This is a genomic window from Mesorhizobium sp. M7A.F.Ca.US.006.01.1.1 (assembly GCF_003997935.1).
Taxonomy (GTDB): Bacteria; Pseudomonadota; Alphaproteobacteria; order Rhizobiales; family Rhizobiaceae; genus Mesorhizobium.
In genome coordinates this window covers 1-26,725 of sequence record NZ_RZQL01000006.1, presented here as the reverse complement: position 1 = coordinate 26,725, position 26,725 = coordinate 1, and the positions used below count along the sequence as shown (strand labels likewise).

General features: G+C 61.7%; 28 protein-coding genes. 16 read left to right on the top strand and 12 right to left on the bottom strand.

Annotated elements, in window-relative coordinates; translation table 11 throughout:
* Positions 1 to 13: 13 nt before the first annotated feature.
* Positions 14 to 2,743 carry a DNA mismatch repair protein MutS gene (mutS, locus tag EN943_RS02310; protein WP_127411354.1) on the top strand — a complete coding sequence of 910 codons (2,730 nt, stop codon included), beginning with the start codon at positions 14 to 16 and terminating at the stop codon, positions 2,741 to 2,743.
* On the opposite strand, the gene EN943_RS02305 is transcribed toward mutS, so the two are convergent.
* The 3 genes from EN943_RS02305 to EN943_RS02295 form a co-directional block, all read right to left on the bottom strand.
* Complete coding sequence (locus tag EN943_RS02305; protein WP_127411353.1) at positions 2,744 to 3,589, bottom strand: aldo/keto reductase; 846 nt, start codon at positions 3,587 to 3,589, stop codon at positions 2,744 to 2,746.
* Positions 3,590 to 3,673: 84 nt separating this feature from the next.
* Complete coding sequence (locus EN943_RS02300) at positions 3,674 to 4,066, bottom strand: DUF305 domain-containing protein (RefSeq protein WP_127411352.1); 393 nt, start codon at positions 4,064 to 4,066, stop codon at positions 3,674 to 3,676.
* A 42-nt stretch (positions 4,067 to 4,108) separates the two neighbouring features.
* Positions 4,109 to 6,613 carry a heavy metal translocating P-type ATPase gene (locus EN943_RS02295; RefSeq protein WP_127411351.1) on the bottom strand — a complete coding sequence of 835 codons (2,505 nt, stop codon included), beginning with the start codon at positions 6,611 to 6,613 and terminating at the stop codon, positions 4,109 to 4,111.
* A 185-nt stretch (positions 6,614 to 6,798) separates the two neighbouring features.
* Between EN943_RS02295 and EN943_RS02290 the strand changes: the two genes are divergently transcribed.
* The 3 genes from EN943_RS02290 to murJ all read left to right on the top strand — a co-directional run bounded on the left by EN943_RS02290 (position 6,799) and on the right by murJ (position 12,149).
* Positions 6,799 to 7,623, top strand: coding sequence for a glycosyltransferase family 25 protein (locus EN943_RS02290; protein ID WP_127411357.1), 825 nt, complete (start codon positions 6,799 to 6,801; stop codon positions 7,621 to 7,623).
* 79 nt (positions 7,624 to 7,702) lie between these two features.
* Positions 7,703 to 10,504: a [protein-PII] uridylyltransferase gene (locus EN943_RS02285; RefSeq protein ID WP_127411350.1), complete on the top strand. Its 2,802-nt coding sequence runs from the start codon at positions 7,703 to 7,705 to the stop codon at positions 10,502 to 10,504.
* A gap of 46 nt (positions 10,505 to 10,550) precedes the next feature.
* Positions 10,551 to 12,149 (top strand): murein biosynthesis integral membrane protein MurJ, encoded by a 1,599-nt coding sequence (gene murJ, locus EN943_RS02280; protein WP_127411349.1) that lies wholly within the window; start codon positions 10,551 to 10,553, stop codon positions 12,147 to 12,149.
* On the opposite strand, the gene EN943_RS02275 is transcribed toward murJ, so the two are convergent.
* The gene (locus tag EN943_RS02275) at positions 12,124 to 12,528 is read right to left on the bottom strand and encodes a type II toxin-antitoxin system VapC family toxin (RefSeq protein WP_127411348.1); all 405 of its coding nucleotides are present in this window, start codon (positions 12,526 to 12,528) and stop codon (positions 12,124 to 12,126) included. The two genes, murJ and EN943_RS02275, sit on opposite strands and share 26 nt — an antisense overlap.
* Positions 12,528 to 12,773: a type II toxin-antitoxin system VapB family antitoxin gene (locus EN943_RS02270; RefSeq protein WP_127411347.1), complete on the bottom strand. Its 246-nt coding sequence runs from the start codon at positions 12,771 to 12,773 to the stop codon at positions 12,528 to 12,530. The genes EN943_RS02275 and EN943_RS02270 overlap by 1 nt, the downstream gene beginning before the upstream one ends.
* 187 nt (positions 12,774 to 12,960) lie before the next feature.
* On the opposite strand from EN943_RS02270, the gene trpS reads away from it, so the two are divergent.
* The 4 genes from trpS to EN943_RS02250 all read left to right on the top strand — a co-directional run bounded on the left by trpS (position 12,961) and on the right by EN943_RS02250 (position 15,747).
* A complete protein-coding gene (gene trpS, locus EN943_RS02265) occupies positions 12,961 to 14,028 on the top strand; it encodes a tryptophan--tRNA ligase (RefSeq protein ID WP_127256391.1) in 1,068 nt (355 codons plus the stop codon).
* Between the two features lie 93 nt (positions 14,029 to 14,121).
* On the top strand, positions 14,122 to 14,613 hold the full coding sequence (locus EN943_RS02260; RefSeq protein ID WP_013528063.1) for a universal stress protein: 492 nt from the start codon (positions 14,122 to 14,124) through the stop codon (positions 14,611 to 14,613).
* 156 nt (positions 14,614 to 14,769) lie between these two features.
* The gene (locus tag EN943_RS02255) at positions 14,770 to 15,339 is read left to right on the top strand and encodes a NifU family protein (protein WP_023811631.1); all 570 of its coding nucleotides are present in this window, start codon (positions 14,770 to 14,772) and stop codon (positions 15,337 to 15,339) included.
* 81 nt (positions 15,340 to 15,420) lie between these two features.
* Positions 15,421 to 15,747: an NIPSNAP family protein gene (locus EN943_RS02250; RefSeq protein WP_027039720.1), complete on the top strand. Its 327-nt coding sequence runs from the start codon at positions 15,421 to 15,423 to the stop codon at positions 15,745 to 15,747.
* Positions 15,748 to 15,858: 111 nt separating this feature from the next.
* Here EN943_RS02250 and EN943_RS02245 read toward each other — a convergent pair whose 3' ends face one another.
* Positions 15,859 to 16,476, bottom strand: coding sequence for a L,D-transpeptidase (locus EN943_RS02245; RefSeq protein ID WP_013528066.1), 618 nt, complete (start codon positions 16,474 to 16,476; stop codon positions 15,859 to 15,861).
* Between the two features lie 225 nt (positions 16,477 to 16,701).
* Here EN943_RS02245 and cueR point away from each other — a divergent pair, with 225 nt between their 5' ends.
* The gene (gene cueR / locus EN943_RS02240) at positions 16,702 to 17,124 is read left to right on the top strand and encodes a Cu(I)-responsive transcriptional regulator (RefSeq protein ID WP_127411346.1); all 423 of its coding nucleotides are present in this window, start codon (positions 16,702 to 16,704) and stop codon (positions 17,122 to 17,124) included.
* Positions 17,125 to 17,182: 58 nt separating this feature from the next.
* Positions 17,183 to 17,614, top strand: coding sequence for an OsmC family protein (locus EN943_RS02235; RefSeq protein WP_127411345.1), 432 nt, complete (start codon positions 17,183 to 17,185; stop codon positions 17,612 to 17,614).
* Between the two features lie 145 nt (positions 17,615 to 17,759).
* Here EN943_RS02235 and EN943_RS37545 read toward each other — a convergent pair whose 3' ends face one another.
* Entirely contained in the window at positions 17,760 to 18,044 is a 285-nt protein-coding gene (locus tag EN943_RS37545; RefSeq protein WP_164778048.1) for a hypothetical protein, read from the bottom strand.
* A gap of 508 nt (positions 18,045 to 18,552) precedes the next feature.
* On the opposite strand from EN943_RS37545, the gene EN943_RS02225 reads away from it, so the two are divergent.
* Both EN943_RS02225 and EN943_RS02220 read left to right on the top strand, forming a co-directional pair.
* The gene (locus tag EN943_RS02225) at positions 18,553 to 18,813 is read left to right on the top strand and encodes a hypothetical protein (RefSeq protein ID WP_127411343.1); all 261 of its coding nucleotides are present in this window, start codon (positions 18,553 to 18,555) and stop codon (positions 18,811 to 18,813) included.
* 521 nt (positions 18,814 to 19,334) lie between these two features.
* The gene (locus EN943_RS02220; protein WP_127411342.1) at positions 19,335 to 20,300 is read left to right on the top strand and encodes an IS1595 family transposase; all 966 of its coding nucleotides are present in this window, start codon (positions 19,335 to 19,337) and stop codon (positions 20,298 to 20,300) included.
* A gap of 240 nt (positions 20,301 to 20,540) precedes the next feature.
* Here EN943_RS02220 and EN943_RS02215 read toward each other — a convergent pair whose 3' ends face one another.
* Positions 20,541 to 21,386 carry a DUF3800 domain-containing protein gene (locus EN943_RS02215; protein ID WP_127411341.1) on the bottom strand — a complete coding sequence of 282 codons (846 nt, stop codon included), beginning with the start codon at positions 21,384 to 21,386 and terminating at the stop codon, positions 20,541 to 20,543.
* 23 nt (positions 21,387 to 21,409) lie between these two features.
* Between EN943_RS02215 and EN943_RS02210 the strand changes: the two genes are divergently transcribed.
* Positions 21,410 to 21,616: a hypothetical protein gene (locus EN943_RS02210; protein ID WP_127411340.1), complete on the top strand. Its 207-nt coding sequence runs from the start codon at positions 21,410 to 21,412 to the stop codon at positions 21,614 to 21,616.
* Positions 21,617 to 22,390: 774 nt separating this feature from the next.
* Positions 22,391 to 22,600: a hypothetical protein gene (locus tag EN943_RS02200; RefSeq protein WP_127411338.1), complete on the top strand. Its 210-nt coding sequence runs from the start codon at positions 22,391 to 22,393 to the stop codon at positions 22,598 to 22,600.
* Positions 22,601 to 22,615: 15 nt separating this feature from the next.
* Here EN943_RS02200 and EN943_RS02195 read toward each other — a convergent pair whose 3' ends face one another.
* Positions 22,616 to 22,843: a hypothetical protein gene (locus tag EN943_RS02195; RefSeq protein WP_127411337.1), complete on the bottom strand. Its 228-nt coding sequence runs from the start codon at positions 22,841 to 22,843 to the stop codon at positions 22,616 to 22,618.
* A gap of 196 nt (positions 22,844 to 23,039) precedes the next feature.
* On the opposite strand from EN943_RS02195, the gene EN943_RS37535 reads away from it, so the two are divergent.
* Together EN943_RS37535 and EN943_RS02190 are read left to right on the top strand one after the other, a co-directional pair.
* Complete coding sequence (locus EN943_RS37535) at positions 23,040 to 23,213, top strand: hypothetical protein (protein WP_164778046.1); 174 nt, start codon at positions 23,040 to 23,042, stop codon at positions 23,211 to 23,213.
* Between the two features lie 261 nt (positions 23,214 to 23,474).
* The gene (locus EN943_RS02190; RefSeq protein WP_164778045.1) at positions 23,475 to 23,975 is read left to right on the top strand and encodes an MmcB family DNA repair protein; all 501 of its coding nucleotides are present in this window, start codon (positions 23,475 to 23,477) and stop codon (positions 23,973 to 23,975) included.
* A 27-nt stretch (positions 23,976 to 24,002) separates the two neighbouring features.
* On the opposite strand, the gene nhaA is transcribed toward EN943_RS02190, so the two are convergent.
* From nhaA to EN943_RS02175, 3 genes are all read right to left on the bottom strand, one after another.
* Complete coding sequence (gene nhaA / locus EN943_RS02185) at positions 24,003 to 25,199, bottom strand: Na+/H+ antiporter NhaA (RefSeq protein WP_127411335.1); 1,197 nt, start codon at positions 25,197 to 25,199, stop codon at positions 24,003 to 24,005.
* Between the two features lie 62 nt (positions 25,200 to 25,261).
* Positions 25,262 to 25,825, bottom strand: a complete 564-nt coding sequence (locus EN943_RS02180; RefSeq protein WP_013528072.1) for an ActR/PrrA/RegA family redox response regulator transcription factor — start codon at positions 25,823 to 25,825, stop codon at positions 25,262 to 25,264.
* An 85-nt stretch (positions 25,826 to 25,910) separates the two neighbouring features.
* Positions 25,911 to 26,725: ActS/PrrB/RegB family redox-sensitive histidine kinase (locus EN943_RS02175; RefSeq protein WP_164778044.1), on the bottom strand; the 815-nt coding region annotated here is incomplete at its 5' end.

Here is a 26,725-nt window from a genome sequence, read left to right as displayed (position 1 = left end):
TAGCGTGCCGCGTATGAACATGCATAGCCCGAACGAGCCAGACGCCCCCGAGGCGATGACGCCGGTGCCGACCGCCCACGCCGGCGCCACGCCGATGATTGAGCAATTCATCGAGATCAAGGCGGCTAACCCCGATTCGCTGCTGTTCTACCGCATGGGCGATTTCTACGAGCTGTTCTTCGACGACGCCGAAAAGGCGAGCCGGGCACTGGGCATCGTGCTGACCAAGCGCGGCAAGTATCAAGGGCTCGACATTCCGATGTGCGGCGTGCCGGTGCATGCCGCCGACGACTATCTGCAAAAGCTGATCGGCCAGGGTTTCCGCGTTGCCGTCTGCGAACAGATCGAGGATCCGGCCGAAGCCAAGAAACGCGGCGGCAAATCGGTGGTGCGCCGCGACGTGGTGCGGCTGGTGACGCCTGGCACTATCACCGAGGACAAATTGCTGGCGCCGTCGGAATCGAGCTTCCTGATGGCACTGGGGCGGGTGAAAGGCGGAGCGGACCACTCCTTCGCGCTGGCCTGGATCGACATCTCGACCGGCGCCTTCCGCGTCACCGACACCACCGCCGACCGGCTGCTGGCCGACATCTTCCGCGTCGATCCGCGCGAGTTGATCGTTGCCGAGCCGGTGTTCCACGACCCGGAGCTGAAGCCGGTGTTCGACGTGCTCGGCCGCGTCGCCAGCCCGCAACCACCGTCACTGTTCGATTCGGCGTCGGCGACAGGGCGCATCGCCCGCTTCTTCGATGTGGCGACGCCGGACTCGTTTGGCGCCTTTTCGCGCGCCGAACTGTCGGCGATCTCGGGCGCCATCGCCTATGTCGAAAAGACGCAGAAAGCCGAGCGCCCGCCGCTGTCGCGGCCCGAACGCGAGGAGCAGGGTTCGACCCTTTTCATCGACCCGGCGACACGCGGCAATCTGGAACTGCTGCGCACACTGTCGGGCAGCCGCGACGGCTCGCTGTTCAAGGCGATCGACCGCACGGTGACGGGCGGCGGCGCAAGGCTGCTCGCCGACCGGCTGATGGCGCCGCTGACCGACCCGGCTGCGATCGGCGCCAGGCTGGATTCGGTGTCGTTCTTCCGTTCCGAAACGCGGCTTTGCCAGGCGGTGCGGGCGAGCCTGAAGAGCGTTGCCGACATGCCCCGCGCGCTGTCCAGGCTGGCGCTCAACCGGGGCGGGCCGCGCGATCTCGGCGCGCTGCGCGCCGGTTTCGAGGCGGCTGCCGCGATCGCCGAAATCTTCGCCGCGACCGCCCTGCCGCAGGAATTGACGGCCGCACTCGCCGCCATCCATGCACTGCCCCAAGCGCTTTCGCAGCATCTGATACAGGCGCTTGGCGACGAACTGCCGCTGCTCAAGCGTGACGGCGGCTTCGTGCGCGGCGGCTACCATGCTGATCTCGACGAGATGCGGGCGCTGCGCGACGAATCGCGAAAAGTGATCGCCGGGCTGGAACGCTCGCTGATCGACGAGACCGGCATCCGCTCGCTGAAAATCCGGCACAACAATGTGCTCGGCTACTATATCGAGGTGACCGCCAACCATCATGCTGTGATGACCGGCAGCGATGGCGCCAAGGCGCGCTTCATCCACCGCCAGACCATGGCCAACGCCATGCGCTTCACGACGACCGAGCTTGCCGAGCTTGAGACGAAGATCGCGAATGCCGCCGACCGGGCGCTGAGCATCGAACTGTCGGCCTTCGATGCGCTGACGGCGGAAGCGGTTGGTGAGGCGGAAAAAATCCGTGCCGGCGCCGACGCGCTGGCCGTGCTCGACGTATCAGCGGCACTCGCGCTGCTTTCGGAAAGCGAAGCCTGGTGCCGGCCGGTGGTGGATTCCAGCCTTGCCTTCGAGATTGCGGGCGGGCGGCATCCGGTGGTCGAACAGGCCTTGCGCCGTTCGGGCGAAGGCTCGTTCGTTGCCAATGATTGCGACCTGTCGCCGGAGGGGAGCGCCAGGAACGGCGCGATCTGGCTCCTGACCGGCCCCAACATGGGCGGTAAGTCGACATTCCTGCGGCAAAACGCGCTGATCGCCATCCTGGCCCAGACCGGCTCCTTCGTGCCGGCGACCTCGGCCCATATCGGCGTCGTCGACCGGCTGTTCTCGCGTGTCGGCGCCTCGGACGATCTGGCGCGCGGCCGCTCGACCTTCATGGTCGAGATGGTCGAGACGGCGGCGATCCTCAATCAGGCCGGAGAGCGCGCACTGGTGATCCTCGACGAGATCGGCCGCGGCACCGCCACTTTCGACGGCCTGTCGATCGCCTGGGCGGCGGTCGAATATCTGCACGAGAAGAACCGCTGCCGGGCGATCTTCGCTACTCACTTTCACGAAATGACCTCGCTGGCCGGCAAGCTGGCGCGGCTGCACAATGTCACCATGCGGGTCAAAGAATGGGAAAACGACGTCGTCTTCCTGCACGAGGTCGGCAAGGGCGCCGCCGACCGCTCCTACGGCGTGCAGGTCGCGCGGCTGGCCGGCCTGCCGGAAGCGGTGGTCGACCGGGCCAAGGAAGTCCTGCACCAATTGGAAGAGGGCGAGGTTTCCGGCAAGACCAACCGCCTCGTCGACGATTTGCCGCTGTTTTCGGTGGCGGTGAGGCGGGAAGCACCGAAGCCGGTCAAGAGCGACGCGGTGGGCGCGGCACTTGGCGACATCAACCCGGACGAAATGACGCCACGGGAGGCGCTGGAAGCGCTCTACCGGCTAAAAGGGCTGGCGGGGCCGTAGTCAGATCATCTCCAGCCCGCGCTTGCGCGCCGGCGGCGGGAAGGCGCGGTCAAGATCGGCGATGTCCTGCGGCGTCAGCTTGATGTCGAGCGCGGCGACATTCTGGCGGACATGCTCCTGGCTGCTGGCCTTCGGGATGGCGATGACGCCTTTCTGATGCATCACCCAGGCCAGGGCGATCTGTGCCGCGGTCGCATCGTGGCGGGTGGCGATGGCGTCGAGCCCGGCATTGCGCGCCAACGCGCCCTGCTCAACCGGCGAATAGGCCATCAGCGGAATGTTGCGCTGCCGGCCCCAGGGCGCCAGGTCGAATTCGAGCCCACGCCGGACCAGATTGTAGAGCACCTGGTTGGTCTGGACATTGTCGCCACCTGGCAGGCCAATCAGCTCTTCCATCTCGTCGGTGTCAAAATTACTGACGCCCCAGTGGCGAATCTTGCCGGCCTTTTTCAAGGCCTCGAAAGCCGCGACCGTCTCCACCAACGGTACGCTGCCCGGCCAATGCAAGAGATAGAGATCGATGTGGTCGGTGCGCAGGCGCTTCAGGCTATTTTCGCAGGCGCGCTGCACGCCCGCGCGCGAAGCATTTGATGGCAGAACTTTCGAAACCAGGAAGGTCTCGTCGCGGCGCCCGGCAATGGCTTCGGCCACCACCTCCTCGGCGCCGCCGCTGGCATACATTTCGGCGGTGTCGATCAACGTGATGCCGAGGTCGAGGCCGAGCTTGAGAGCGTTGACCTCAGAGGTGCGGCGACTGTTATCCTCGCCCATCTTCCATGTGCCCTGGCCAAGCACCTGAACGGCTTCGCCTGAGGGCAGTTTGGTGGTTCTGATGGTCGACGGCATGGCGGGCTCCAGTTCGGCCGGATCGCATCACAGGCTGGGCGAGAAATCCAGAGGCGTTCTCGCCGCCTTGGCAATTACCGAAAGCTACTTCACCGGATGAGCGGCGAGCCAGGTCTGCATCTGCTTGATCTCGGCTTCCTGCGCGGCGATGACGCCTTCGGCCAGCTTGCGGATTTCCGGGTCCTTGCCATTGGCAAGTTCGACCTTGGCCATGTCGATGGCACCCTGGTGGTGCGGGATCATGCCTCTGACGAAATCGACGTCGGCATTGCCGGTATAGTCGGACGCCATCATGTCGGCATGCATCTTGTCCATCGCCGCCTTGTAGCCTTCCGTCGAAGGGCTGGTCGCATCCGTCGCCATGGCACCCATGTCGTGTTTCATTTCCTCACTTTGCGCCGGAACGCTTTCGAGGAAGACGGCAACCAGCATTCCAGCCGCCATCAGCAGCAGCACGATTTTTTTGGCCAAGGTCATTCATGGTCTCCTGTTGGATGGTTTCGTATTTGGGGGTTTGGATCAGAGTTTCAATGTTCTCAGCCGCAATGCGTTTGCGATCACGGACACCGAGGACAGACTCATCGCCGCCGCTGCCAGCATCGGCGACAGAAGCGTGCCGGTGAGCGGATAGAGCACGCCGGCGGCGACCGGCACGCCAAGCACATTGTAGAGGAAGGCAAAGAACAGGTTCTGGCGGATGTTGCGGATCGTCGCCTGGGCCAGCGTGCGCGCCCGCACGATGCCGTTGAGATCGCCCTTGACCAGAGTGATGCCGGCGCTTTCGACAGCGACATCGGCGCCGGTACCCATGGCGATGCCGACATCGGCAGCGGCAAGCGCGGGCGCATCGTTGACGCCGTCACCGGCCATGGCGACACCTTTGCCCCCGGCGCGCAGCTCCTCGATGAGGGCTGCCTTCTGCTCCGGCAACAGGCCGGCGCGGACCTCGTCGATGCCGAGGCTTCTGGCGATCGCCCTTGCCGTGCGTTCATTGTCGCCGGTCGCCATGATGATCCGCAAGCCGCTGTTATGCAGCGCCTTGATCGCCTCGGCGGTGGTCGCTTTGACCGGGTCGGCAACGGCCACGATGCCGGCCAGTTTTTTGTCGACAGCGACGAACATCGCCGTCTTGCCTTCGAGTTGCAACGCCTCGGCCTTAGCCGAGATGGATGCGATGTCGACGCCAAGGTCCGCCATCATCGCGGCATTGCCGAGCGCGACCGTCTTTCCCGAGACCGAACCGGAAACGCCCTTGCCGGTGACCGCCTCGAAGTCGCTGGCCTCGGCAACGGTCATACCGCTCGTGGCGGCGCCGTCGACGATGGCTTCGGCCAGCGGATGCTCCGAGCCTTTCTCCAGACCGGCGGCAAGCGCCAGCAATTCGTCTTCGGAGAAGCCGTTTGCCGTGACGACATCGGTCAGTTTCGGCCGGCCTTCGGTCAGCGTACCCGTTTTGTCGACGATCAGCGTATCGACGGAAGCAAAGCGCTCGAGCGCCGCGGCCTCCTTGATCAGCACGCCGGCATGCGCTCCGCGCCCGGTGGCGGTCATGATCGACATCGGCGTGGCGAGGCCAAGTGCGCAGGGGCAAGCGATGATCAGCACCGACACCGCCGAGACGATGGCAAAGATCAAGCTGGGCTCGGGTCCGAAGATCGCCCAGGCGATAAAAGCCGCTATCGCCACCAGCACCACGGTCGGGACAAAGTAGAAAGAAACGCGATCGGCCAACCCTTGAATCGGGGCGCGTGAGCGCTGTGCCTTGGCGACGAGTTCGACAATGCGCGCCAGCGTCGTCTCGGCGCCGATCCGCTCGGCGCGCATGATCAGCGAACCTTGTCTGTTGAGCGTGCCGCCGGTCAGCGCATCCCCCTCGGTCTTCTCGACCGGCAAGGGTTCGCCCGTGATCATCGACTCGTCGATCGAGGAACGGCCTTCCAGCACTGTGCCATCGACCGGCACGGCGTCGCCGGGGCGGATGCGCAGGCGATCGCCGGCCTTGACCGCATCGAGCGGCACATCGCTTTCGGAACCGTCGGCGGCGATCAGCCGCGCAGTCTTCGGCGCGAGATCGAGCAAGGCGCGGATTGCCGAACCGGTCTTTTCACGGGCGCGCAGCTCCAGCACCTGGCCAAGGAAGACCAGCGCGACGATGACGGCGGCAGCCTCGAAATAAACCGGCACCGCACCGCCATGGCCGCGGAACTGATGCGGAAACATGTCCGGAAACAGCGTGGCGACGACGCTGTAGAGATAGGCAGCGCCGACGCCGAGCGAGATCAGCGTCCACATGTTGGGGCTGCGGTTGACGAGCGAATCCCAGCCGCGATGGAAGAAAGGCAGCGCCGCCCACAACACGACGGGGCTGGCCAATGCCAGCTCAAGCCAGACCTTCGTCCGCTCGTCGACAAAAGCCTCGAAGGTCAGGCCGAGCATCGGCGCCATGGCGACGATCAGCAACGGCACAGACAGTGCGGCACTGACCCAGAACCGCCTGGTGAAGTCGATCAGTTCCGGATTGGGCCCCTCGTCACCCGTTGGTACGCCCATCGGCTCCAGGGCCATGCCGCATTTCGGGCAGGAGCCGGGCTTGTCGCGGATGATCTCCGGGTGCATCGGGCAGGTGTATTGCGTGCCCTTGGGCATCGGCTGCGGTGCCGGCCTGTCGCCGAGATATCTTTGCGGCTCGGCCTCGAATTTCGGCTGGCAGGCGGCCGAGCAGAAATAGAAGCCCTGGCCCTCGTGGCGGGCAAAATGCCCGGCTGTCGCGCGGTCGACGCTCATACCGCAGACCGGATCGGTGGCCGTCAGGAATTTTTCCGACGCGGCGACGAATTTCGTGCGGCAGCCCTGGCTACAGAAATGATAGAGATGGCCATCATGCTCGGCCGTCGGCTTGCCGGCAGCAGGATCGACGATCATCCCGCAGACCGGGTCGCGGACGACGCTCTTCGTGGTAGGCACAGCTCCTTTTGTCGAGCAGCAGCTACCATGCGCGTGATGATCGTGATCGGAATGCGTCATTCGAAAATGCCTCGATGGGTCGGTGTGTGACGCGGAGATAGGGCTTCCAGTAACTGGAAGGTCAAGGGCTGCTTTGACTTTTCTTTTCCGGTCCACGGTGCGCCCATCCTCCCCAAAAAAAGTCTCACGCGGCAACACCACGCCTGCTAGAGAGCGAGCGTCCCGGGGTGAGATTTTCTTTGGCAATGAAGCGTCTGGTCATCAATCTCGATCGGTCTCCCGATCGACTTGCCCGCGTGACGGCGGAATTTGCCCGCATCGGCGTCCCGTTCGAACGCGTTCAGGCCATAGACGCACGGGACCGGCCGGACCTGGACCAGATGCCGCAAAATGTCGGATATCGGAACAGGCTGCCATTGACCGACGGCGAGATCGCCTGCCTGCTCAGTCACCGGGCCTGCTGGGCTGTCATCGCGCAAGGCGACGCTCGCTATGGGGCAATCTTCGAGGACGACATCGTCTTTGCCGCAAAAGCCGGCGCATTGCTTCGCGATAGCGACTGGATCCCAGCCGATGCCGAAGTCGTCAAGCTCGAAAGCTATTTTTGTAAGACCGTGATCCGACGCAAGCGCATTGCCATCGGTCACGGCTTTTCCACATCCAAACTCGACGCCGGACATATAGGAACCGCCGGCTACATCATCTCCAGGCGAACCGCGCTCGACCTGATCAAGGCCACCGAGGAGATCGGCATCGCTGTCGACGACCTTGTCTTCAATCCGGAGTTTTCGGTTTTGCGAGGCAAGACGATCTATCAGCTTGTTCCTGCGCTCTGCGCGCAAGATCAGTTCCTTGGCGACAGGGGGCTGCAATTGCCAAGCCTGCTCAGGGAAAAGCGGGATATCCAGTGCGCCGCACCCGCCGGGACCGGAAAACGCAGAAAGACAGCCATAGCGAAGGTAAAAGCCGAGGCTCGGCGAATAGGCAAGCGCATTGTCGATTTCCATCGACTGAAGCGGAGAATGGTCATTCCATTTATCTATCCGAGCCAAAGCTCATCGGGGTCTTGAACCGGCTTTCAACGCCCCATACCCAGCGGCGCCAAAACGCGCTATAGACGCCGCCGAAACGGCAAGGCCGACTGGATATATGGCAAGAATCTCCCTGAAGCTCGACGAATTGATCGACGGCGAAGCCTTACGCCGCGAGATGACCGCGCTGACCGCCGCCACGGCGGGCGACGGCTCAGGGCAGGCTGCGCGCAATGGCGTGCTCCAGCTGCTCAAGGGACGACTGGCGGAAGGGCGCGCCATTGCCGAACGCATGCTGATGGACGATGGCGGCGGCAGCGCATGCGCGGCGCGGCTATCGCATCTCATGGACGAGATCATCCGGGCGCTTTACGATTTCGCCGTCACCCATGTCTACCGGGTCAAGAACCCGTCCTCCGCAGAGCGCATGGCCGTCGTCGCTGTCGGCGGCTACGGCCGTGGAACGCTGGCGCCGGGATCCGACATCGACCTTCTGTTCCTGCTGCCTTACAAGCAGACGCCGTGGGGCGAACAGACAGTCGAATACATGCTCTACATGCTGTGGGACCTGGGGCTGAAGGTCGGCCACGCCACACGCAATATCGACGAATGCCTGCGCCTGTCGCGCACCGATGTCACCATCCGCACCTCGATCCTCGAAGCACGGTTCCTGTGGGGCGAGGAAAAGCTCTATGATGAACTGATGCTGCGCTTCGACCATGAGGTGGTGCGCACGACCGGCCCCGAATATGTCCAGGCCAAGCTTGCCGAACGCGACGACCGCCATGCCAAGGCCGGCGAAAGCCGCTATCTGGTCGAGCCCAACGTCAAAGACGGCAAGGGCGGCCTGCGCGACCTGCAGACGCTGTTCTGGATCGGCAAATACTTCTACCGGGTGCGCACCGGCGAGGAACTGGTCGACAAGGGCGTCTTCACCGAGGGCGAGTACCGCGAGTTCCAGAAGGCCGAGGATTTCCTGTGGGCGGTACGCTGCCACATGCATTTCCTCACCGGCAAGGCCGAGGAACGGCTGCATTTCGACATCCAGCGCGAGATCGCCGAACGGCTCGGCTACACCACACACCCCGGCCTGTCGGCGGTCGAGCGCTTCATGAAGCACTACTTCCTCGTTGCCAAGGACGTCGGCGACCTGACCCGCATCTTCTGCGCCGCGCTCGAGGAAGAGCAGGCCAAGCACGTGCCGGGCTTCAACCGTATCTTCCTGACTTTCTCGCGGCGCAAGCGCAAGCTTGCCGGCACCTCCGACTTCATTGTCGACAACCACCGCATCAACATCGCCGACGACCAGGTGTTCGAGCGCGATCCGGTCAATCTGCTCAGGCTGTTCTGGTTCGCCGACAAGCACGGTCTGGAATTCCACCCTGACGCGCTGAAGCTGCTGACCCGTTCGCTCGGCCTGGTCAACAAGTCGCTGCGGCGCGACGAGGAGGCCAACCGGCTGTTCCTCGACATATTGACGTCGGACCGCAATGCCGAACTCAATCTGCGGCGCATGAACGAAGCCGGGCTGCTCGGCAGGCTGATCCCGGATTTCGGCAAGATCGTCGCGATGATGCAGTTCTCGATGTACCATCACTACACGGTGGACGAGCATCTGATCCGCTGCATCGGCGTGCTGGCCGAGATCGAGCGCGGCGACGGCGAAAAGGTCCACCCCCTGTCGCACACGCTGATGCCGGGGCTGAAGAAGAGCCGCGAAGCGCTCTATGTCGCCGTACTGCTGCACGACATCGCCAAGGGCAGGCCGGAGGATCATTCCGAGGCCGGGGCCAGGATCGCACGTCGCATCTGCCCGCATATGGGGCTGTCGCCGGCCGACACCGAAACCGTTGCCTGGCTGGTCGAGCATCATCTCGTGATGTCGATGACGGCGCAAACCCGCGACCTCAACGACCGCAAGACCATCGAGGATTTCGCCGCGATCGTGCAGTCGGTGGAGCGGCTGAAGATGCTTTTGATCTTGACCGTCTGCGACATCAGGGGCGTCGGACCGGGTGTCTGGAACGGCTGGAAGGGCCAGTTGCTGCGCACGCTCTATTACGAGACCGAACTGCTGCTGACCGGCGGGTTTTCGGAAGTATCGCGGGCCCAGCGCACGGCGGCGGCGCGCGAGCGCCTGGCCGAGGCGCTTGCCGACTGGCCGGACAAGGCCCGCAAGCGCTATGTCGGCCAGCACTACGAGAATTACCTTTTGACCGTCGACCTCGCAGACCAGCTGCGCCATGCCGAGTTCATTCGTGAGGCAGACGCGTCGGGCAACAAGCTTGCCACCATGGTCAAGACCCACCAGTTCGAGGCGGTGACCGAAATCACCGTGCTGGCGCAGGACCACCCCCGCCTGCTCTCGGTTATCGCCGGGGCGTGCGCCGGGGCCGGCGGCAACATTGTCGACGCGCAGATCTTCACGACGTCGGACGGCCGCGCACTCGACACGATCCTGATCAGCAGAGAATTCGACCGCGACGAGGACGAGCGCCGGCGTGCCGAGCGTGTCGGCCGGCTGATCGAGGACGTGCTGTCGGGCAAGAGCTGGCTGCCGGAAATGATCGAGAAGCGCACCAAGCCGCGGCGTGGCTCCAAGGTGTTCAAGATCCCGCCGCGTGCCGAAATCCGCAACACGCTGTCGAACCGTTTTTCGGTCATCGAGGTCGAGGGCCTCGACCGGCCGGGGCTGCTGTCGGAGATCACCGGAACGCTTTCCGACCTGTCGCTCGACATCGCATCGGCCCACATCACCACCTTCGGCGAAAAGGTCATCGACACTTTTTATGTCACCGATCTCACTGGCCAGAAGATAGATAGCCCGGCCCGCATCGCCACCATCCGCAATCGGCTGATGGCAACGCTCGAAGGCATCGTGCCCGAACGCGGTGGCAAGTCCAGGGCGGCGGCCGAGTGACAACGACCATCACTTTGTCCCAATTGCGCAGGCAGTTCCCAAAAGCATGAGCCTCGTCAAGAAATTCGCAACGGTCGCTTCCGGCACGCTGATGAGCCGCGCGCTCGGTTTCGGCCGGGAGATGCTGATGGCGGCCGCACTTGGTACCGGACCGGTCGCCGATGCCTTCAACGCCGCCTTCCAGTTCCCCAACACCTTTCGCCGGCTGTTTGCCGAGGGGGCCTTCAACGCCGCCTTCGTGCCGCTGTTCGCCAAGGAGATCGAGACCCACGGCACCGAAGGCGCCAAGCGCTTTTCCGAGGAAGTGTTCGGTGTGCTGTTCACGGCGCTGCTGGCGCTGACCATCATCATGGAACTGTCGATGCCGCTGATCGTGCGCTATCTGGTGGCGCCGGGTTTTGCCGGCACGCCGGGGAAGTTCGACACCACGGTGACGCTGGCGACGATCATGTTCCCCTATCTGATCTGCATGTCGCTGGGCGCCATGATGGCGGGCATGCTGAATTCGCTGCGCCGCTATTTCGCCGCCGCGGTGGCCCCGGTGTTCCTCAACATCATCCTGATCGGCGTGCTCGCCTATGCCTGGTACAAGGGCTCGGACGCGCTTACCGTCGGCTACGGGCTGTCCTGGGGCGTGCTTGCCGCCGGACTGGTGCAACTGGCAATCGTCTGGGTGGCGGTGCGCCATGCCGGCATCTCGATCGGCTTTCGCCGTCCGAAAATGACGCCTGCCGTCAAGCGGCTGCTGGTCCTGGCGCTGCCGGCGGCCATCACCGGCGGCATCACCCAGATCAACCAGTTGATCGGCACGGCAATCGCCTCGGCGCAGAACAGCGCGGTCTCCTCGCTCGCCTATGCCGACCGCATCTACCAGCTGCCGCTCGGCGTGGTCGGTGTTGCGGTCGCCATCGTGCTGTTGCCCGAACTGTCGCGGGCGCTGAAGTCGGGCAATCTGATCGAGGCGGCCAATCTGCAGAACCGCTCGGTCGAGTTCACGCTGTTCCTGACGCTGCCGGCAGCCGCCGCGCTCTGGGTGATGTCGGAGCCGATCGTGCGGCTAGTCTATGAGCGCGGCGCGTTCGCCGCCAACGGCTCGACGCCGACAGTGGCGGCGATCCTGGCGATCTTCGGCCTCGGCCTGCCGGCCTTCGTGCTGATAAAGGCCTTCACGCCGGGTTACTTCGCCCGTGAGGACACGCGCACGCCGATGATCTTTGCCGCCATCTCGGTGGCGGTCAACGTCACCACGGCGCTGACGCTGTTTCCACGGATGGGCGCGCCTGGCATCGCGGTGGCATCGGCCGTCGCCGGCTGGGTCAACGCGGTGATGCTGCTCGGCGTCTTGATCCGGCGCGGCCACTGGGGCCGCGACGTGCCGCTGATGAAACGCATTCCACGGCTGGTGCTGTCCGCGGTGGTGATGGGGGCAGCACTCTATTTTGCAGAGCACTGGTTCGCGGTCAGGCTTGGGCCAGGCTCGCCGCTGATCGTCAAGGCGACGACGCTGCTGTCGCTGGTTGCAGGTGGGGCGCTGCTCTACTTCATCACGGCGTTTGCCACCGGCGGCGCGGATTTCGGCATGATCAGGCGCAATGTTGGACGGAAGGGATCGCCGCCGACTAGGGAACAGTCTCCAGATCCGTGAGCCGGAATTCGTCCGCAGTCGAAAGCATCGGAACGCCGTAGTAGCGCGCGCAAGCGTAGTGAAAACAGTCGGCCAAGTTCAGGCGGATAGCGTTGTTGCGAAACCGCAACGCAGCCTCAACGGACAGCGATGTTGCGTCTGAAGCTGGTGGAAGCTCCCGCAAGGCAATTGCCCGCTCTTCGAGAAAACGGCTGACTATCTTCAGGCTTACATCGACCGGTATGGCCAGCTTTTCCGATCGTGAAAGCGCCATCGCGGCTTCCCAGACGGCGATCGCCGAGGTGAACGGAGCCGATGCTTCGATAATCGCTTGCGCACAGCGCTCAGCTTCGGCCTCTTGGCTCAGCATCGCAACAATAGCGGCTGCGTCGACAAACATCAGTCTTCGCCCGACAATTCGTCATAGATCGAGCGCGGTAGCGGGTTGCGCGCCCGATCGCTAAGCTCAATTCCGAACTCGGCGCGGAGCCTTGCCGCTGTCTCCAACGGCGTCTCGCGGTTGCGCCGGCGTTCGAGTGCCTCACGCATGGCGATCACGATCGCCTCGGTTATGCCGACGCCCTCGACCTTCGCGAAGGCGCGCGTCAAGCTGTCCGCCTCCTTGTTGTTGATGTTGATCGTCATCACAGCCCTGCCTATCGGAATTGTAGCAATAATTATGTAGCAATCTACATGATGTTGTCAACATACTGATAGCTTCTTTGAGGCTCCCGACCGCCTCTTGATCCTCTCCACGCCTTCGTCCATAAGCGCGCCGTCGCAAGACTTTCGCCGCGCGCGAAACGGCCCTCCACAAGCCATGAGGACAATCATGACCGCCTTCAAGCCACTCGTCTTTTCCGGTGTCCAGCCGACCGGCAATCTGCATCTCGGCAACTATCTCGGCGCCATCAAGAAATTCGTTGCCCTGCAGGACACCTCCGATTGCATCTATTGCGTCGTCGACCTGCATTCGCTGACAGCCCAGCTCGTTTATGAAGACCTGGCCGACCAGACGCGGTCGATCACCGCTGCGTTCCTGGCCTCGGGCATCGACCCGAAGAAGCACATCGTCTTCAACCAGTCGCGGGTCATGCAGCACGCCGAGCTTGCCTGGATCTTCAATTGCGTGGCGCGCATCGGCTGGATGAACCGCATGACGCAGTTCAAGGACAAGGCCGGCAAGGATCGGGAGAACGCCTCGCTCGGCCTGCTTGCCTATCCGTCCCTGATGGCGGCCGACATCCTGCTCTACCGTGCCACCCACGTCCCTGTGGGTGAGGACCAGAAGCAGCATCTGGAGCTCACCCGCGACATCGCGCAGAAATTCAACAATGACTTCTCCGACCGCATCGCGGCCCTTGGCGTCGGCGTCGAGATGCAGGTCGGCGAAGAGACCGTGAACGGCTATTTCCCGCTGACCGAGCCGGTCATCGGCGGGCCGGCGGCGCGCATCATGTCGCTGCGCGACGGCTCCAAGAAAATGTCCAAATCGGACCCGTCGGATCTGTCGCGCATCAACCTGACCGACGATGCCGATGACATCTCGAAGAAGATCCGCAAGGCCAAGACCGACCCGGAAGCGTTGCCGAGCGAGCTGGACGGCCTGGCCGGCCGGCCCGAGGCGGAGAACCTGGTCGGCATCTATGCGGGTCTCGCCGAGATATCGAAGGCGGATGTACTCAAGGAATTCGCCGGCCAACAGTTTTCCGTGTTCAAGCCGGCCTTGGCCGATCTTGCAGTGGAAAAACTGGCGCCGATCGCCAGCGAGATGCGCCGCATTTCGGATGACCGCGCCTATGTCGACGCGGTGCTCAAGGACGGTGGCGAGCGCGCCGGCGTGCTGGCCGAAGCGACGATGAAGACGGTGCGCGACATTATCGGCCTGCTGCAGGGCTGATCGCGACATCGGGCGCACTGGCACAAGGCCGGCGACTTGCCGCCGGTCCGCCACAGTGGCAGATTGCGGCCGTAAGACACCGAGTAGATAGACATGGTCTCCAAACGCCTCAGCCGCGAAGCCGGCCATCGCAGGAAATTCCTGACGATCATCGACGACACGCCGGAATGCGAGCGTGCCGTCGCCTATGCCTCGAAACGGGCGCAGAGCACCAGCGGCACGCTGGTGCTGCTCTATGTCATCGTGCCGGACGATTTCCAGCATTGGCTGGGTGTCGAGAAGATCATGCGCGAGGAAGCCAACGCCACGGCGCGCGCCGCACTCGACAGCTATGCCAACAAGGTGCGCCAGAAGCTCGGCATCGAGCCCGAGATGGTGGTGCGCGAAGGCAAGCCGACGGAAGAGATCCACAAATTGATCGAGGAAGACCAGGACATCGCCATTCTGGTGCTGGCCGCCGGCGCGGGCAAGGAAGGCCCTGGGCCGCTTGTCGGCGCCGTGGCCGGCAAAGGTGCCGCCTTCCCGATCCCGGTGACCGTCGTGCCGCAGAACCTGTCGGACGAAGAAATAGACAGCCTGGCCTGAGATTCTGCTCTTCAGGTGATGCCGGTCCGATTTTGGGCGCGCAAAAACATTCCGCCAGCCAGCTGTTCCGGCGATGCGTTTCGCTTGAATGTCCAGCCAATTGAGCCTATTTAGAATTGTTCCAAACTAGATGCCCAAACGGGCACGGAGACGGCCATGTTCATCCAGACCGAATCGACGCCAAACCCGGCGACGCTGAAATTCCTGCCCGGCAAGGAAGTGCTTCTGGAAGGCACCGCCGATTTCCGCGATGCCGACAGCGCGGCCGTCGCCTCGCCGCTGGCCGGCCGGCTGTTCGAAATTCCTGGCGTCACCGGCGTTTTCTTCGGCTATGACTTCATCACCGTGACCAAGGATGGCCCCGACTGGCAGCATTTGAAGCCGGCGATCCTCGGCGCCATCATGGAGCATTTCATGTCCGGCGCGCCCGTCATGGCCAAGGCTGGCCCGGCCGCCGAGACCAGCCAGACCGGTGAGTTCTACGACAAGGCCGACGAAGAGCTGGTCATCACCATCAAGGAACTGCTCGATACACGGGTGCGCCCCGCGGTCGCCCAGGATGGCGGCGACATCACCTTCCGCGGCTTCGAGAACGGCACGGTGTTCCTGCACATGAAGGGCGCCTGCGCCGGCTGCCCGTCCTCGACGGCGACGCTGAAGCACGGCATCCAGAATCTCCTGCGTCACTTCGTGCCGGAGGTACAGCAGGTCGAGCAGGTCTCCTGACGCCCCTTTGATAATTCTACCCTGCTGACCATCTGGTCCGATTTCTTCGCTTCCGGCGCATCGGCCAGAAGGAACTCCAGAATGATCTACGAACTTCGGGTTTACCGGGCTTTGCCGGGGCGCTTGCCGGCGCTTCTTGATCGCTTCGACAAGATCACCCTCAAATTATGGGAAAAGCACGGTATCCGCCAAGCGGGTTTCTTTACCACGCTGATCGGAGCTTCGAACAACGAACTGACCTACATGCTGGCATGGGAATCGCTGGCCGAACGTGAAGAGCGCTGGACGGCGTTCGTGAAGGACCCTGCCTGGACGCAGGCGCGGGAAGATTCCGAACGTGATGGCCAGATCACCGAGACAATCACCAACCAAATTTTGGTCCCCACCTCGTTCTCGGCGGTGTCCTGACCACTGAGCAGGCGTCGCATCGCGCAAACAACAAAAAACCGGGCCGAATTGCCCGGTTTTCTGCTTGGGACGTCCGTTGTTGCCTAGACGGTCCGCGTACGAAAACTGCCTCTAGAGAACGATGACCTTGGCGCCGACCGAGGCGCGGTCATAGAGATCGATAATGTCCTGGTTCATCAGGCGGATGCAGCCAGACGACATCGCCTTGCCGATCGAATTCCATTCCGGGCTGCCATGCAGGCGATAGCCTGAATCGCCGCCCTTGTTGAACAGGTACATGGCGCGCGCGCCGAGCGGGTTCTTCAGGCCCGGCTCCATGCCGCCGGCAAACTTTTCCAATTCCGGTTGGCGCTGGATCATCTGCCTCGGCGGCGTCCAGGTCGGCCATTCGCGCTTGAGCGCAATATGGGCGGTGCCATGCCATTCGAAGCCCTCGCGGCCGACGCCGATGCCGTAGCGAATGGCCCTTCCGTCGCCCTCGATGAAGTAGAGGAACTTGTTCTGCGTATCGACGATGATCGTGCCCGGCTTTTCCGGGCTGTCGTAGTTCACTTCCTGCCGATGGTACTTCATCGGCACCTTCTCGATCGGGATGCGCGGCAGCTGGTAACCGGCGTCGGTGACCGCGCCATAGTCGTTGGAGAAGATCTGCGAGCCGATGGTGCTGCAACCGGCGATAGCAGTGGAGAGCGCCAGTGCGGCGATGATTGCAAACGACTTCATGCGCATCAGGTGATCCGGTGCCCCGCCCAAACTCGGCGGCACGAGTGGCCGCTCTCTCATCATCATTCATGCTGGCATTTGCTTTGCTTGCCAAGCGCGCGATGCCTATATGCCTGCCTTGACGTACCGGTAAGCGTATCACTATGGCATTTTGGCAACAGGACTCACAGGATTGTGAAGCAAATTCAAGGGGCCTGCTCCACAGGTTCCTGGAAATCGAGGAGAACCGTCATGAATGTCGGTGACGCCGCCCACCGCTCCGGCCTGCCGGCCAAGACCATCCGTTATTATGAAGAGATCGGCCTGATCGCCCCGGCGCGTGCCGCCAATGGTTACCGCGATTATTCCGGAGACGATATCCATCGGCTGGCCTTCCTGCGCCGTGCGCGCAATCTCGGCTTTTCCATCGACGATTGCCGCCAGTTGATGGCGCTTTACCAGGATCGCGACCGCGCCAGCCACAACGTGCGCGAAATCGCCGCCGCCCATGTCACGGCGATCGAGGAGAAAGTGCGCGAGTTGCAGTCGATGCGCTCGACGCTGCAGAAACTGATCCATGCCTGCCACGGCGACGAAAGGCCGGATTGTCCGATCCTTGATGACATGGCGGGCGCGGCGTTGCCCGGCGACAAGGGCGCCTCCGCGCCTGCATGATGACCGTATGTCGACGAGGCCCGACGCCTGGTCGACTCCTGCCGGGAGAACATCCGCAATGGTCTCGATGACCGTCGAACTGCGCAATGTGGAGGACACGCAGGCGGCCATGGGCTGGGCAGGCGGCCACACGATCATCGTCGACCGGCCCGAAGGCAAGGCCGGCGGCATGGGCCTGGGCTTCAATGGCGGCCAGTTGCTCGCCCTGGCGATCGGCGGCTGCTTCTGCAACGACCTTCGCTACGTCGCCGAGGAAATGGGCGTAACGCTCGACAACATCGCCGTGACCGTGACGCTGAACCTCGAAGGCAAGCCTTTGCTCGCGACCTCGTCAACCATGACGGTTTCATGCACGACGCTGGACGGCTCCGACCCCGCGGAGATCATCACAAGGGCCGCGGCGATTTCCACGGTCAGCAACTCCCTGCGCCAGGGCGTGCCGGTGAGCATTGAAACGGCCGCAACGGCGACCGGCTTGTCGGAGGAATGATCCACGGGAACAGGCGCATCTGGCCGCGTGGACTGTCAGAGACCGCTAAAAAGCCCCGCCGCCGCACGGCAGAACGATAGACCCAATTTTCTTTGGCATCTGGGCGCGTCAATCCGCCGCTCTATGTCTTCCCTTGTCGAAATGATCAACGATGGAGGTTGGCATGGATCGGCGATTGTTTCTGACTGGAATGCTTGGGCTGGCAGGGGCTGCGACCGTCGTCGCAATCGCGCGTCCTGCCACCGCCTTGGCCGGCATCCCCAATACGGGGCCCGGCATTCTCGATGAACTCGACAAACCGTCCGACGACATTCTCGACCCGGATGGTCCCGATGTCCGGGACGGCGTCGAGTTCGTGCGGCACCGCAGGTGGCACCGCCGCCGTCGTCGACGCGGTTGGAGGCGGGTTTGCCGTCGCTACTGGCGCCACGGTTCCTGGCGCCGCAGATGTTTCCGCCGATCCTTCTGGATCCACTTCTGACGAGACCAGCAACGCGAAGGTCCCGGCGTCCGCCGGGGCCTTCGCTATCGCTGCGGCCTTGAACCCAATCGGCAAAAAAGGCCCGCCGCCCCTCGGCAGCGGGCAGGTCCTGGAGTGCCGGGGGATCAACCCGGCATGGGATCAACGAGCGGGTCACCGGTTGGTTGCAGGGATCGGCCCGGTAGCCTTCCTTTGGGTGGACCGCCACCGGGCCTGACCGGAGCGGGGTGTATTGGGGGAGCCCCGGCTGCCTCCAAAATATCACCTTTCGCTTATATTCGCTCTAGCTAATTTACATAGAGCCATGCACCACCGCAGATGGGTTGCGCACTTCACGGAAGTGTCGAAGTGACGTCTCCCTGCTTATGCCATTCGGCATTCGCGGAACTAAAGCGGTTGCATCCGGCTTTGGTTGGTGACGCGCAAAGACTTTTTCCTGCTATCTTGAAGCTGCCAAATGGAAGTTGACCGGCGCGGCATATCAAGTCGATTCGCGCTGACGATCTCTTTGTTTTTCGAGGAACTGCTTGGCGTGTTCCGCCCAATCAGCCGCCGTGACCTTGTGCTCCTGAACGGACTTTCTGAAAGCCTTGCGCAGAGTGTCAAGGTCAAAGGCCCACATTTGTTGGCCTTCGGTAGTGTTCGATTTTGCGTCGCCCGTTCCCATGAAAGCGACGGTATGCACCGCAAACTCTATCTAGCAAGGATCAATGCCTGACTTCTTTTGGGTATATCCGGGTATGTCAAATATACAATGGCCGGTCGATAAGGGCCTCCTGGGTAGCGCCTACCACTTCGGTGGGCCCTGGTAGAGATACCGGATCGGGAAGGCGACCGTCACGCCTGAAATTACAATCAGTAGAAACCAATAGAGGTATGGGTCTTGAATCCGATCAAGGTCAAGCCAGCCACCGCCGTGCCTTGGGATGGTGGCTTTCCCTGCCCATAGCCAAAAGCCAACGAACCCGCCTCCAACCAGCACCTGTGCGACCAAAAGACCCTTGAGGACCGCGTCCGTAGTTTTGCTTCTTTCGGCCATAAGTGCCCCTGTAAGCGCGCGGCTAAGGCGTACCTGCGCAGCCTGGCTTGTCAAATACGTATGGATGCCGACTTAAGGTATATATTCCTATATATTATTGGGTTTGTCAACCGGATATTCGCCTGCATAAAGGCGATTATGTCGTTGACAAACCAAACCAGACAAGGCATAAAGATTCCAACAGCTTAGGAACTTTCGCCATGTCCGTTCTCTCCCGCCCTCACTTCCGCGACGAAGCCGCCGCTTTCGAGCATGTCGAGGGTATGCTTTGGCCGTATGGCCCGGTCTGCCACCACTGCGGTTCGATGGAAAAGCCCTACAAGCTGGTAGGCGTCCGCACCAAGGCATCGAAGAAAAACCCGAACGGTATCGAGCGCCACGGCCTCTACAAGTGCCGCGACTGCAAGGGCCAGTTCACTGTCCGCATGGGCACGGTCTTGGAAGAAAGTCACCTGCCGCTGACCATCTGGCTTCAGGCTATCCACCTCATGTGTTCGTCCAAGAAAGGTATCAGCGCCCATCAGCTGCACCGCACCTTGGAAATCACCTACAAGGCGGCTTGGTTTCTGGCGCACCGCATTCGCGAGGCCATGCGCTCTGGCGACTTCTCCCCCATGGGCGGCAACGGCAAGACCGTGGAAGTTGACGAGACGTACATTGGCCGCCTTGCTGGCACGCCTGTGAAGCGTGGCGGCGGCGCACACAAGAACTCTGTCGTTACGCTTGTCGAGCGTGGTGGCCGCGCCCGTTCCTTCCACGTCGATACCGCCCGCATTGGCACCGTGATGCCTATCGTTCGTGCCAACATCGCCAAGGAAAGCGCCTTGATGACTGACGAGGCTGGCATGTATCGCCGCGTGGGCCAGGAATTCGCTTCGCACGATGTCGTCACGCATTCCAAGGACGAATATGTTCGCTACGAAGGCGAGAAGATCATCCACACGAACACCGTGGAAGGCTACTATTCGATCTTCAAGCGCGGCATGAAGGGCATTTACCAGCATTGTGGCGAGCACCACTTGCACCGCTATTTGGCAGAGTTCGACTTCCGATACAGCAACCGTTCGGCCTTGGGCATCGAGGACAACGTTCGTTCACTCATCGCCTTGAAGGGTGCCGCTGGTAAGCGCCTTACCTATCATGGGCCTCGTTACAGCGAAGCATGATCACTACAGAAAGCCGGTGCAGCTAACGCTTCCGTTGTGGAAAGGCGAAGCGCGATGGCGAAACAAACGCGGAAAGTTTCGGTAACGGAACGAAAAACTGTGGGCGGCGCGCCCATATAAGGAATTTTTTTACCGTGTCAAGCCTAATGGTCTTGAATCGCTCCTAGAACGCTATATCTTGATTCGCGAGCCCTGCTTCGGTCGAAGCTTCTAGTTCCACTAGGAGTATTTATGTAGGCCCTAGCGGGGCTTTACCGCTTCCTCATCGATCTCGAACTCTCTGGGCATAAATCGCCAATGGCGATATGGCTGCTCCCATCGGTCAATGTAGCCGTTGGGCGTACCGGTGTTGATTCCGATGTTGAAATTGGGATGGATCCCGCGAATTAGGCGGTTAATTTCTTTGTAGACCGCTTCCTTCGCCAACGTGCGTTTGCCGCGTCGTTTCGCTCCATCAGGCTTTGCCTTATGTAGATCGTTCAAACGAAAATACATAGACCCCAGGATTATGTCCAAGCCCTGTAAAATGTCATGCTCATGGGAATTGACCTGTGCTATTTGTTCCTTCGGGAAATACACCCCACAACCATAGAACGCGTTCGTCTTTGATATGCTACAAATGTAATTACGAAATCGCTCTATCTTTTCTTTGCTGTCCGGCATGTCGTCCAGAAGAGTTGTTATAAAAACCCTGTCAATTCCATTTGGATTACAGTGGCGCAATCCAAATGCGTGTTTTAGCATCTGGTAGTATAGCAGAAAGTATTCATTCTCGCGATGTTCGTCCGTTAAGTTCTTGGGCTTATGATAGTTATGGGTGAACATAATCCGAATCTTCACCCGGCCACTCACCACAAAGTCGAAAAACAATCGGATGAATTCGATGTACTTTTCCTGATACGCCTTGGTGACCTTTGTCCATTTCATTTCGCCGAATATATTGAGTTCCTCTTTTTTCTCCCTGAGAACCTTTTCGATCGCTTGACGGTCAGCGGATTGGATCAAGGCGCTTCCGTAGAAATTGGAAAAGTGCGGGCCTTTCTTTGAAGATTCATCGCAGTATATGGTGTAGTGCCTTTTAGGCATGCTCGACCCGAGGTGGTGTTGAAATGAACAAACAACCTAACCAACAACTCGGCAAGTTCAAGCGGCGTACTGCGCCCGAACTGGAAGCCGGCCAGTCAGCCAAGGACAAGCAATATCAGAAGTTTGTCGAGAAGGCGCGCGAACTGGAAACCGACGAGTCAGAGGAAGCCTTTGACCGTGTGTTGAAAAAGGTAGTGAAGGCGGGAAAGCAAAGCGGCGGGAAGTCGTAACCACCCGCCGCCTTGTAGGTTACGAGTTCAAACGACGAAGCGCTTCTGCTCGGCTACCGGGATGAAGTTTGCCGGTGTTTACCTCAGAGATGCGACCGCCGTTCGTGTCGTATCGAGCAGCGATGCGACTCTGTTTCTCGCCGTGCATAAGTTCAATCTGAACCGTAACGGCGTCGTCAAAAGTGAGCCTGTAACAAGGCTCGTCTGCTTTGGTAGCCATGATGGCTATTCCTTTTCGAAATAGCCGGCAAGGGTCTTGACTTGCGCCACGAACGCGACAATTGTCCCGTCGTGGTCCACAAATTTCCGCCCTCACCGGCGGTTGCTTCTAAAGGCCGGTTCAGTGTCACCTGAACCGGTCTTATCTATTTGTGACAACGAATCGCCCCAAATAAACAGGTTGAGCATCGTGGAGCGTTGCAACCGAGTCAACGCGGACTCGGCAGCTCATTTGACGATTTTGTTCGGTTTACGTTCTTTTTGGAGGGAAGCGCATTCCCCTACGGCTGGGTAGAGCCTATAGGGCTAATTGCGCGCTAGCTAATATGCCTGTAGCTTAAGCATGCGGTCGTCGCCCAAATCGACCCGCAAGAGTGACCGGTGCGACTTAGATCCCCCAAATCACACCCCTCTAGGTCGCACCGGGCCTCGCTTTGGTCTAGCCATTCCCCCTACCGTTGAGTAGCGCCTGCCATGCGACTTTGTGCCCAGCGACCTTGGGAACTAAGTCCCGCTTGAGAGATTGCTAGTGCGCGATTAGCGAGAGCACTGGGCATGGCCGAACTGACTACCGCCGCAGAAATGGCGAACGCTGCGGGCATTGACCCGGACACGTTTCGCGAGGCTTTGCGCGGTTGCGATTTCGTATGGCACAATCCCCCTGACGACTGGACGGTTGAGATTGATAGCCGCGAGCATGAGTCTATGCGGACCGTTCTGGTGATACTTCTCTTGAAGCGTAAAATTAACAAACGCCGGGCCTAAAGGAACGACCTTCGGTCAGCCCGTCCGCTTGTGGGAAGCATCGCGACGATCACGGATCGAGGCGAGCAACTCGGTTTCCGTGGCCCCGGGGAGCAGTTGGAAAACATTGAGCACTGCCGCCGCGATTTGCTCTGCCTCAATCGAGGCGCGGTCTATGTCGGCGTCGGCGCATACTTGGTCGAACACACGCTGGCATAGGGCCAGATTTTCCGGGGCCAGGAATTCGAAGTCCGACAGAATCATACCGTGGCCCCTCGCTTTTCATGAGCAAGTATGAATGTACGAAGTCGTACGCCGAAATTGCAAGGTCAAATCAGTGCCGGCCTGTCAGCCCCTACTGCAGGGTAGCGCCCAGCACGGTACGCTTTTAGACCGTGAGCCCGTGGAGCGGAACGTTCGGCGGCCTTCATAGTTTGGCCAGCATCTTGGAGAATCCACCATGGATGAGCCAAAGAAACCGGTAATTGGTCCAGAGGCGGCCTTCGTTGAACGCTTGGTCAAAGAGGCCGGGATTACCGAAGATCAAGCCCGCGAACTGATAGTGTTCCTGGGTCTGAATTGGGCATCGTTGGTACGTGAAGCGAAGCTGTTGAGAAAATCGGCCCGCCCATGATGGCGGATTGCAGAGGCGTCTCTGACTTCCATTCGAGTTTGTGCAAGATCGTCAAGCAAGGAACGCATTCGCCCTCTTTCGTGCGCGACGCCGGCCCGTAAGGCGCGGGCTAGCTCGATGTCAGTGAAGGCGTCGGATTGGGAGAAAAGCATCCCCTATGAAGCACGGCTAGCCGCTTATTTCTAGATTGGTTTGTCAACGACATAATCGCCTGCATAAAGCAGGTTCAAACCGTGAACAGAATCTGGCATGGTGCCCGGCATGCCGATCATCTCCCCCATCCCCATCAACCCTCTCATCGACGGCCGCCAGTCCGAGCGCGCCATGCTGGTGCGGCGCGGCGTACAGCGGCTGCTCATGGATATGGGCGCACATGTGTTGCCCGAACTGTCGCTGGCTACGGGCCGCCGCGCTGACCTCGTCGCGCTGACCCGGCAGGGCGATATCTGGATCATCGAGATCAAATCCTCGATCGAGGATTTCAGGGTCGACCGCAAATGGCCCGACTACCGGCTGCATTCCGACCGCTTCTTCTTCGCCACCCATCCCGGCGTGCCCTCGGAGATCTTTCCGCAGGAGTGTGGCTTCATTTTCTCCGACGGCTACGGCGCCGAAATCCTGCGCGATGCGCCCGAGCACCGCATGGCGGCGGCAACGCGCAAGGCGCTGATGCTGCGGATCGCGCGGGCCGGCGCTTCGCGGCTGCTGGCGGCGGAGCTTGCCGGCGTGTCGGTGCCGGCGCTGGAGGGTGAGAGCGAGTAGCGGACGTCCTTCAGTCTATGACCGGCTCTACTCTTCATCGTCCTCCACGCCACCCTTGGAGGGTGCCATGAGCAGCACGGCAGCACCCAGGATGGCGGCGATGAAGGAACCGGCGAGGATGCCGACCTTGACCGCGTCCTGCAGCGCCACGTCGCCGGCGAAGGCGAGCAGGCCGATGAACAGGCTCATGGTGAAGCCGATGCCGCACAGCAGCGATATGCCGACCATGTGCGTCCAGCCGGCATTGGCAGGTAGGTCGGCAAGACCGAGCCGGATCGCAAGTGCCGAGGAGCCGAACACGCCGACCAGCTTGCCGACCACCAGGCCGGCGGCGACACCCAGCGTCAACGGCTCGATCAGCGCACTGACGCTGAGGCCGGCGAGCGAAACGCCGGCATTGGCAAAGCCGAAAATCGGGATGACGACGAAGGCCACTATCTTGTGCAGGCCGTGCTCGAGCCGGTGCAGCGGCGAATGGTCGAGATCGTGGCCGATCCCGGCGGAGCGCTCAAGCGGGATGGTCAGCGCCAGCGCCACGCCGGCGAGCGTGGCATGGACGCCGGATTTCAGCACCAGAACCCACAGGACGACGCCCAGAACGAGATAGGGCACAAGCGTCATCACCCGCATGCGGTTGAGCACGACAAGGGCGGCAATAACGGCGAAGGCGGCACCCAGATAAGCCAGCGAAAGGCCGCTGGTGTAGAAGATGGCGATGATGATGACGGCGCCGAGGTCGTCGATGATGGCGAGTGCTGTGAGGAACACCTTCAGCGAAGCCGGCACGCGGCTGCCGAGCAGCGACAGCACGCCGAGCGCGAAAGCGATGTCGGTGGCGGTCGGGATCGCCCAGCCGGACAGGGCGGCCGCATTGTTGCGGTTGACGGCCACATAGACGAGTGCCGGGACCACCATGCCGCCGGCGGCTGCAATGCCGGGCAGCACACGCCGAGGCCAGGTGGAAAGCTGGCCGTCCAGCATCTCGCGCTTGATCTCCAGCCCAACGAGCAGGAAGAACACGGCCATCAGCCCGTCATTGACCCAGTGCGAGACGCTGAGCGGGCCGAGATAGGCGTGGAGCGCGGAGAAATAGGTTTCGGCGAGCGGCGAGTTGGCGACGATCAGCGCCAGAGCCGCCGCCACCATCAGGATGATGCCGCCGGCCGCTTCACTATCGAGAAATTCGCGGAAGACGGAAACCGGCCGATGCTTCAGATCCTGCATGTCGCCTCCGTCATGCCGCCTGTTTCGGCGGGCTTCAATCGGCAAGATGGCAAACGGCGGCCTTAACGCGGCGCGCGCTTGGCCAGGATGCGCTGCAAGGTGCGGCGGTGCATGTTGAGCCGGCGCGCTGTCTCGGAGACGTTGCGCTCGCACATCTCATAGACGCGCTGGATATGTTCCCAACGGACGCGGTCGGCCGACATCGGGTTTTCCGGCGGCGCCGCGCGCTCGCCGGCGGTGCGGGTGAGTGCGGCGAAGATATCGTCGGCGTCGGCGGGCTTGGAGAGATAATCGACCGCACCGAGCTTCACCGCGGTCACCGCGGTGGCGATGTTGCCATAGCCGGTCAGGATGATGGTGCGCGAATCCTCGCGCTTTTCGCGGATGGCCGCGACCACGTCGAGGCCGTTGCCGTCGCCGAGCCGCATGTCGACCACGGCGTAGGCGGGTGGATTGGCGCGCGCCTTGGCAACCGCCTCCTCGACGCTCTCGGCCGTCTCGACCACGAAGCCCCTGGCTTCCATGGCGCGGGCCAGACGCGTGAGGAACGGCTTGTCGTCGTCGACGACAAGCAGCGAGGTGTCCTCGCCTTCAACCATTGCGCCAATATTCTCGTCGCCTGTCATAGTCTCAAAATTCCTGCTGCCTTAATTTTACGCAAATATAGTTCCTGAGCCTCCTTGTCCAATTTTTAGAGGTCCTTCAAGGCTCTCAGGCGGTGTCGAACATGCTGGCCGAAGTGATTTCCGGATTGAGGAACACACCACGCGGCCACGATATCTGGACCATGGCGCCCTCGCCCAGGCCGCTCGAATTGCGGAAATCGAGCACGGCGCCGGAGCGTTCGAGCAGGGTCTTGGCGATGAACAGGCCGAGGCCCAGACCGCCGCCGGTTTCATTGCCCTGGCGCGTCGACATATAGGGCTCGCCGATGCGGTCGATGATCTCGGCCGGAAAGCCGGGGCCGTCATCGATGATCGAGAAGGTGACGGTGGCCTCGTCCCAGCTCCAGCGCACGGTGACGCTTTTGCGGGCGAAATCGACGGCGTTCTCGACCAGATTGCCGAGGCCGTAAATGACGCCCGGATTGCGTCGACCGACCGGCTCGGGGCCGATGCGTTCGCCGGGCCGAAGCTTGATCGAGATGCCGAAGTCCCGGTGCGGCGCGGTGACCTCCTCGACCAGCGAGGTCAATGGCAGCCGCGAAAGATGCGCCTCGCCCTCGGAAGACAGGCTGGTCAGCCGCTTGAGAATCTCGCGGCAACGCTCGCTCTGCGAACGCAACAGCGTTACGTCTTCCCCATATTTCGGATCCTTGCCGAGCGCCTTTTCCATCTCCTTGGCGACAAGCGCGATGGTGGCGAGCGGCGTGCCGAGCTCGTGCGCGGCGGCGGCGGCCAGCCCGTCGAGCGCCGAAAGGTGCTGCTCGCGCTGCAGCACCAGCTCTGTTGCGGCGAGCGCATTGGCCAGAAGCCGGGCTTCGGCGGCCACCCGGAAGGCGTATATGGCGGTGAAAGTGATCGAGG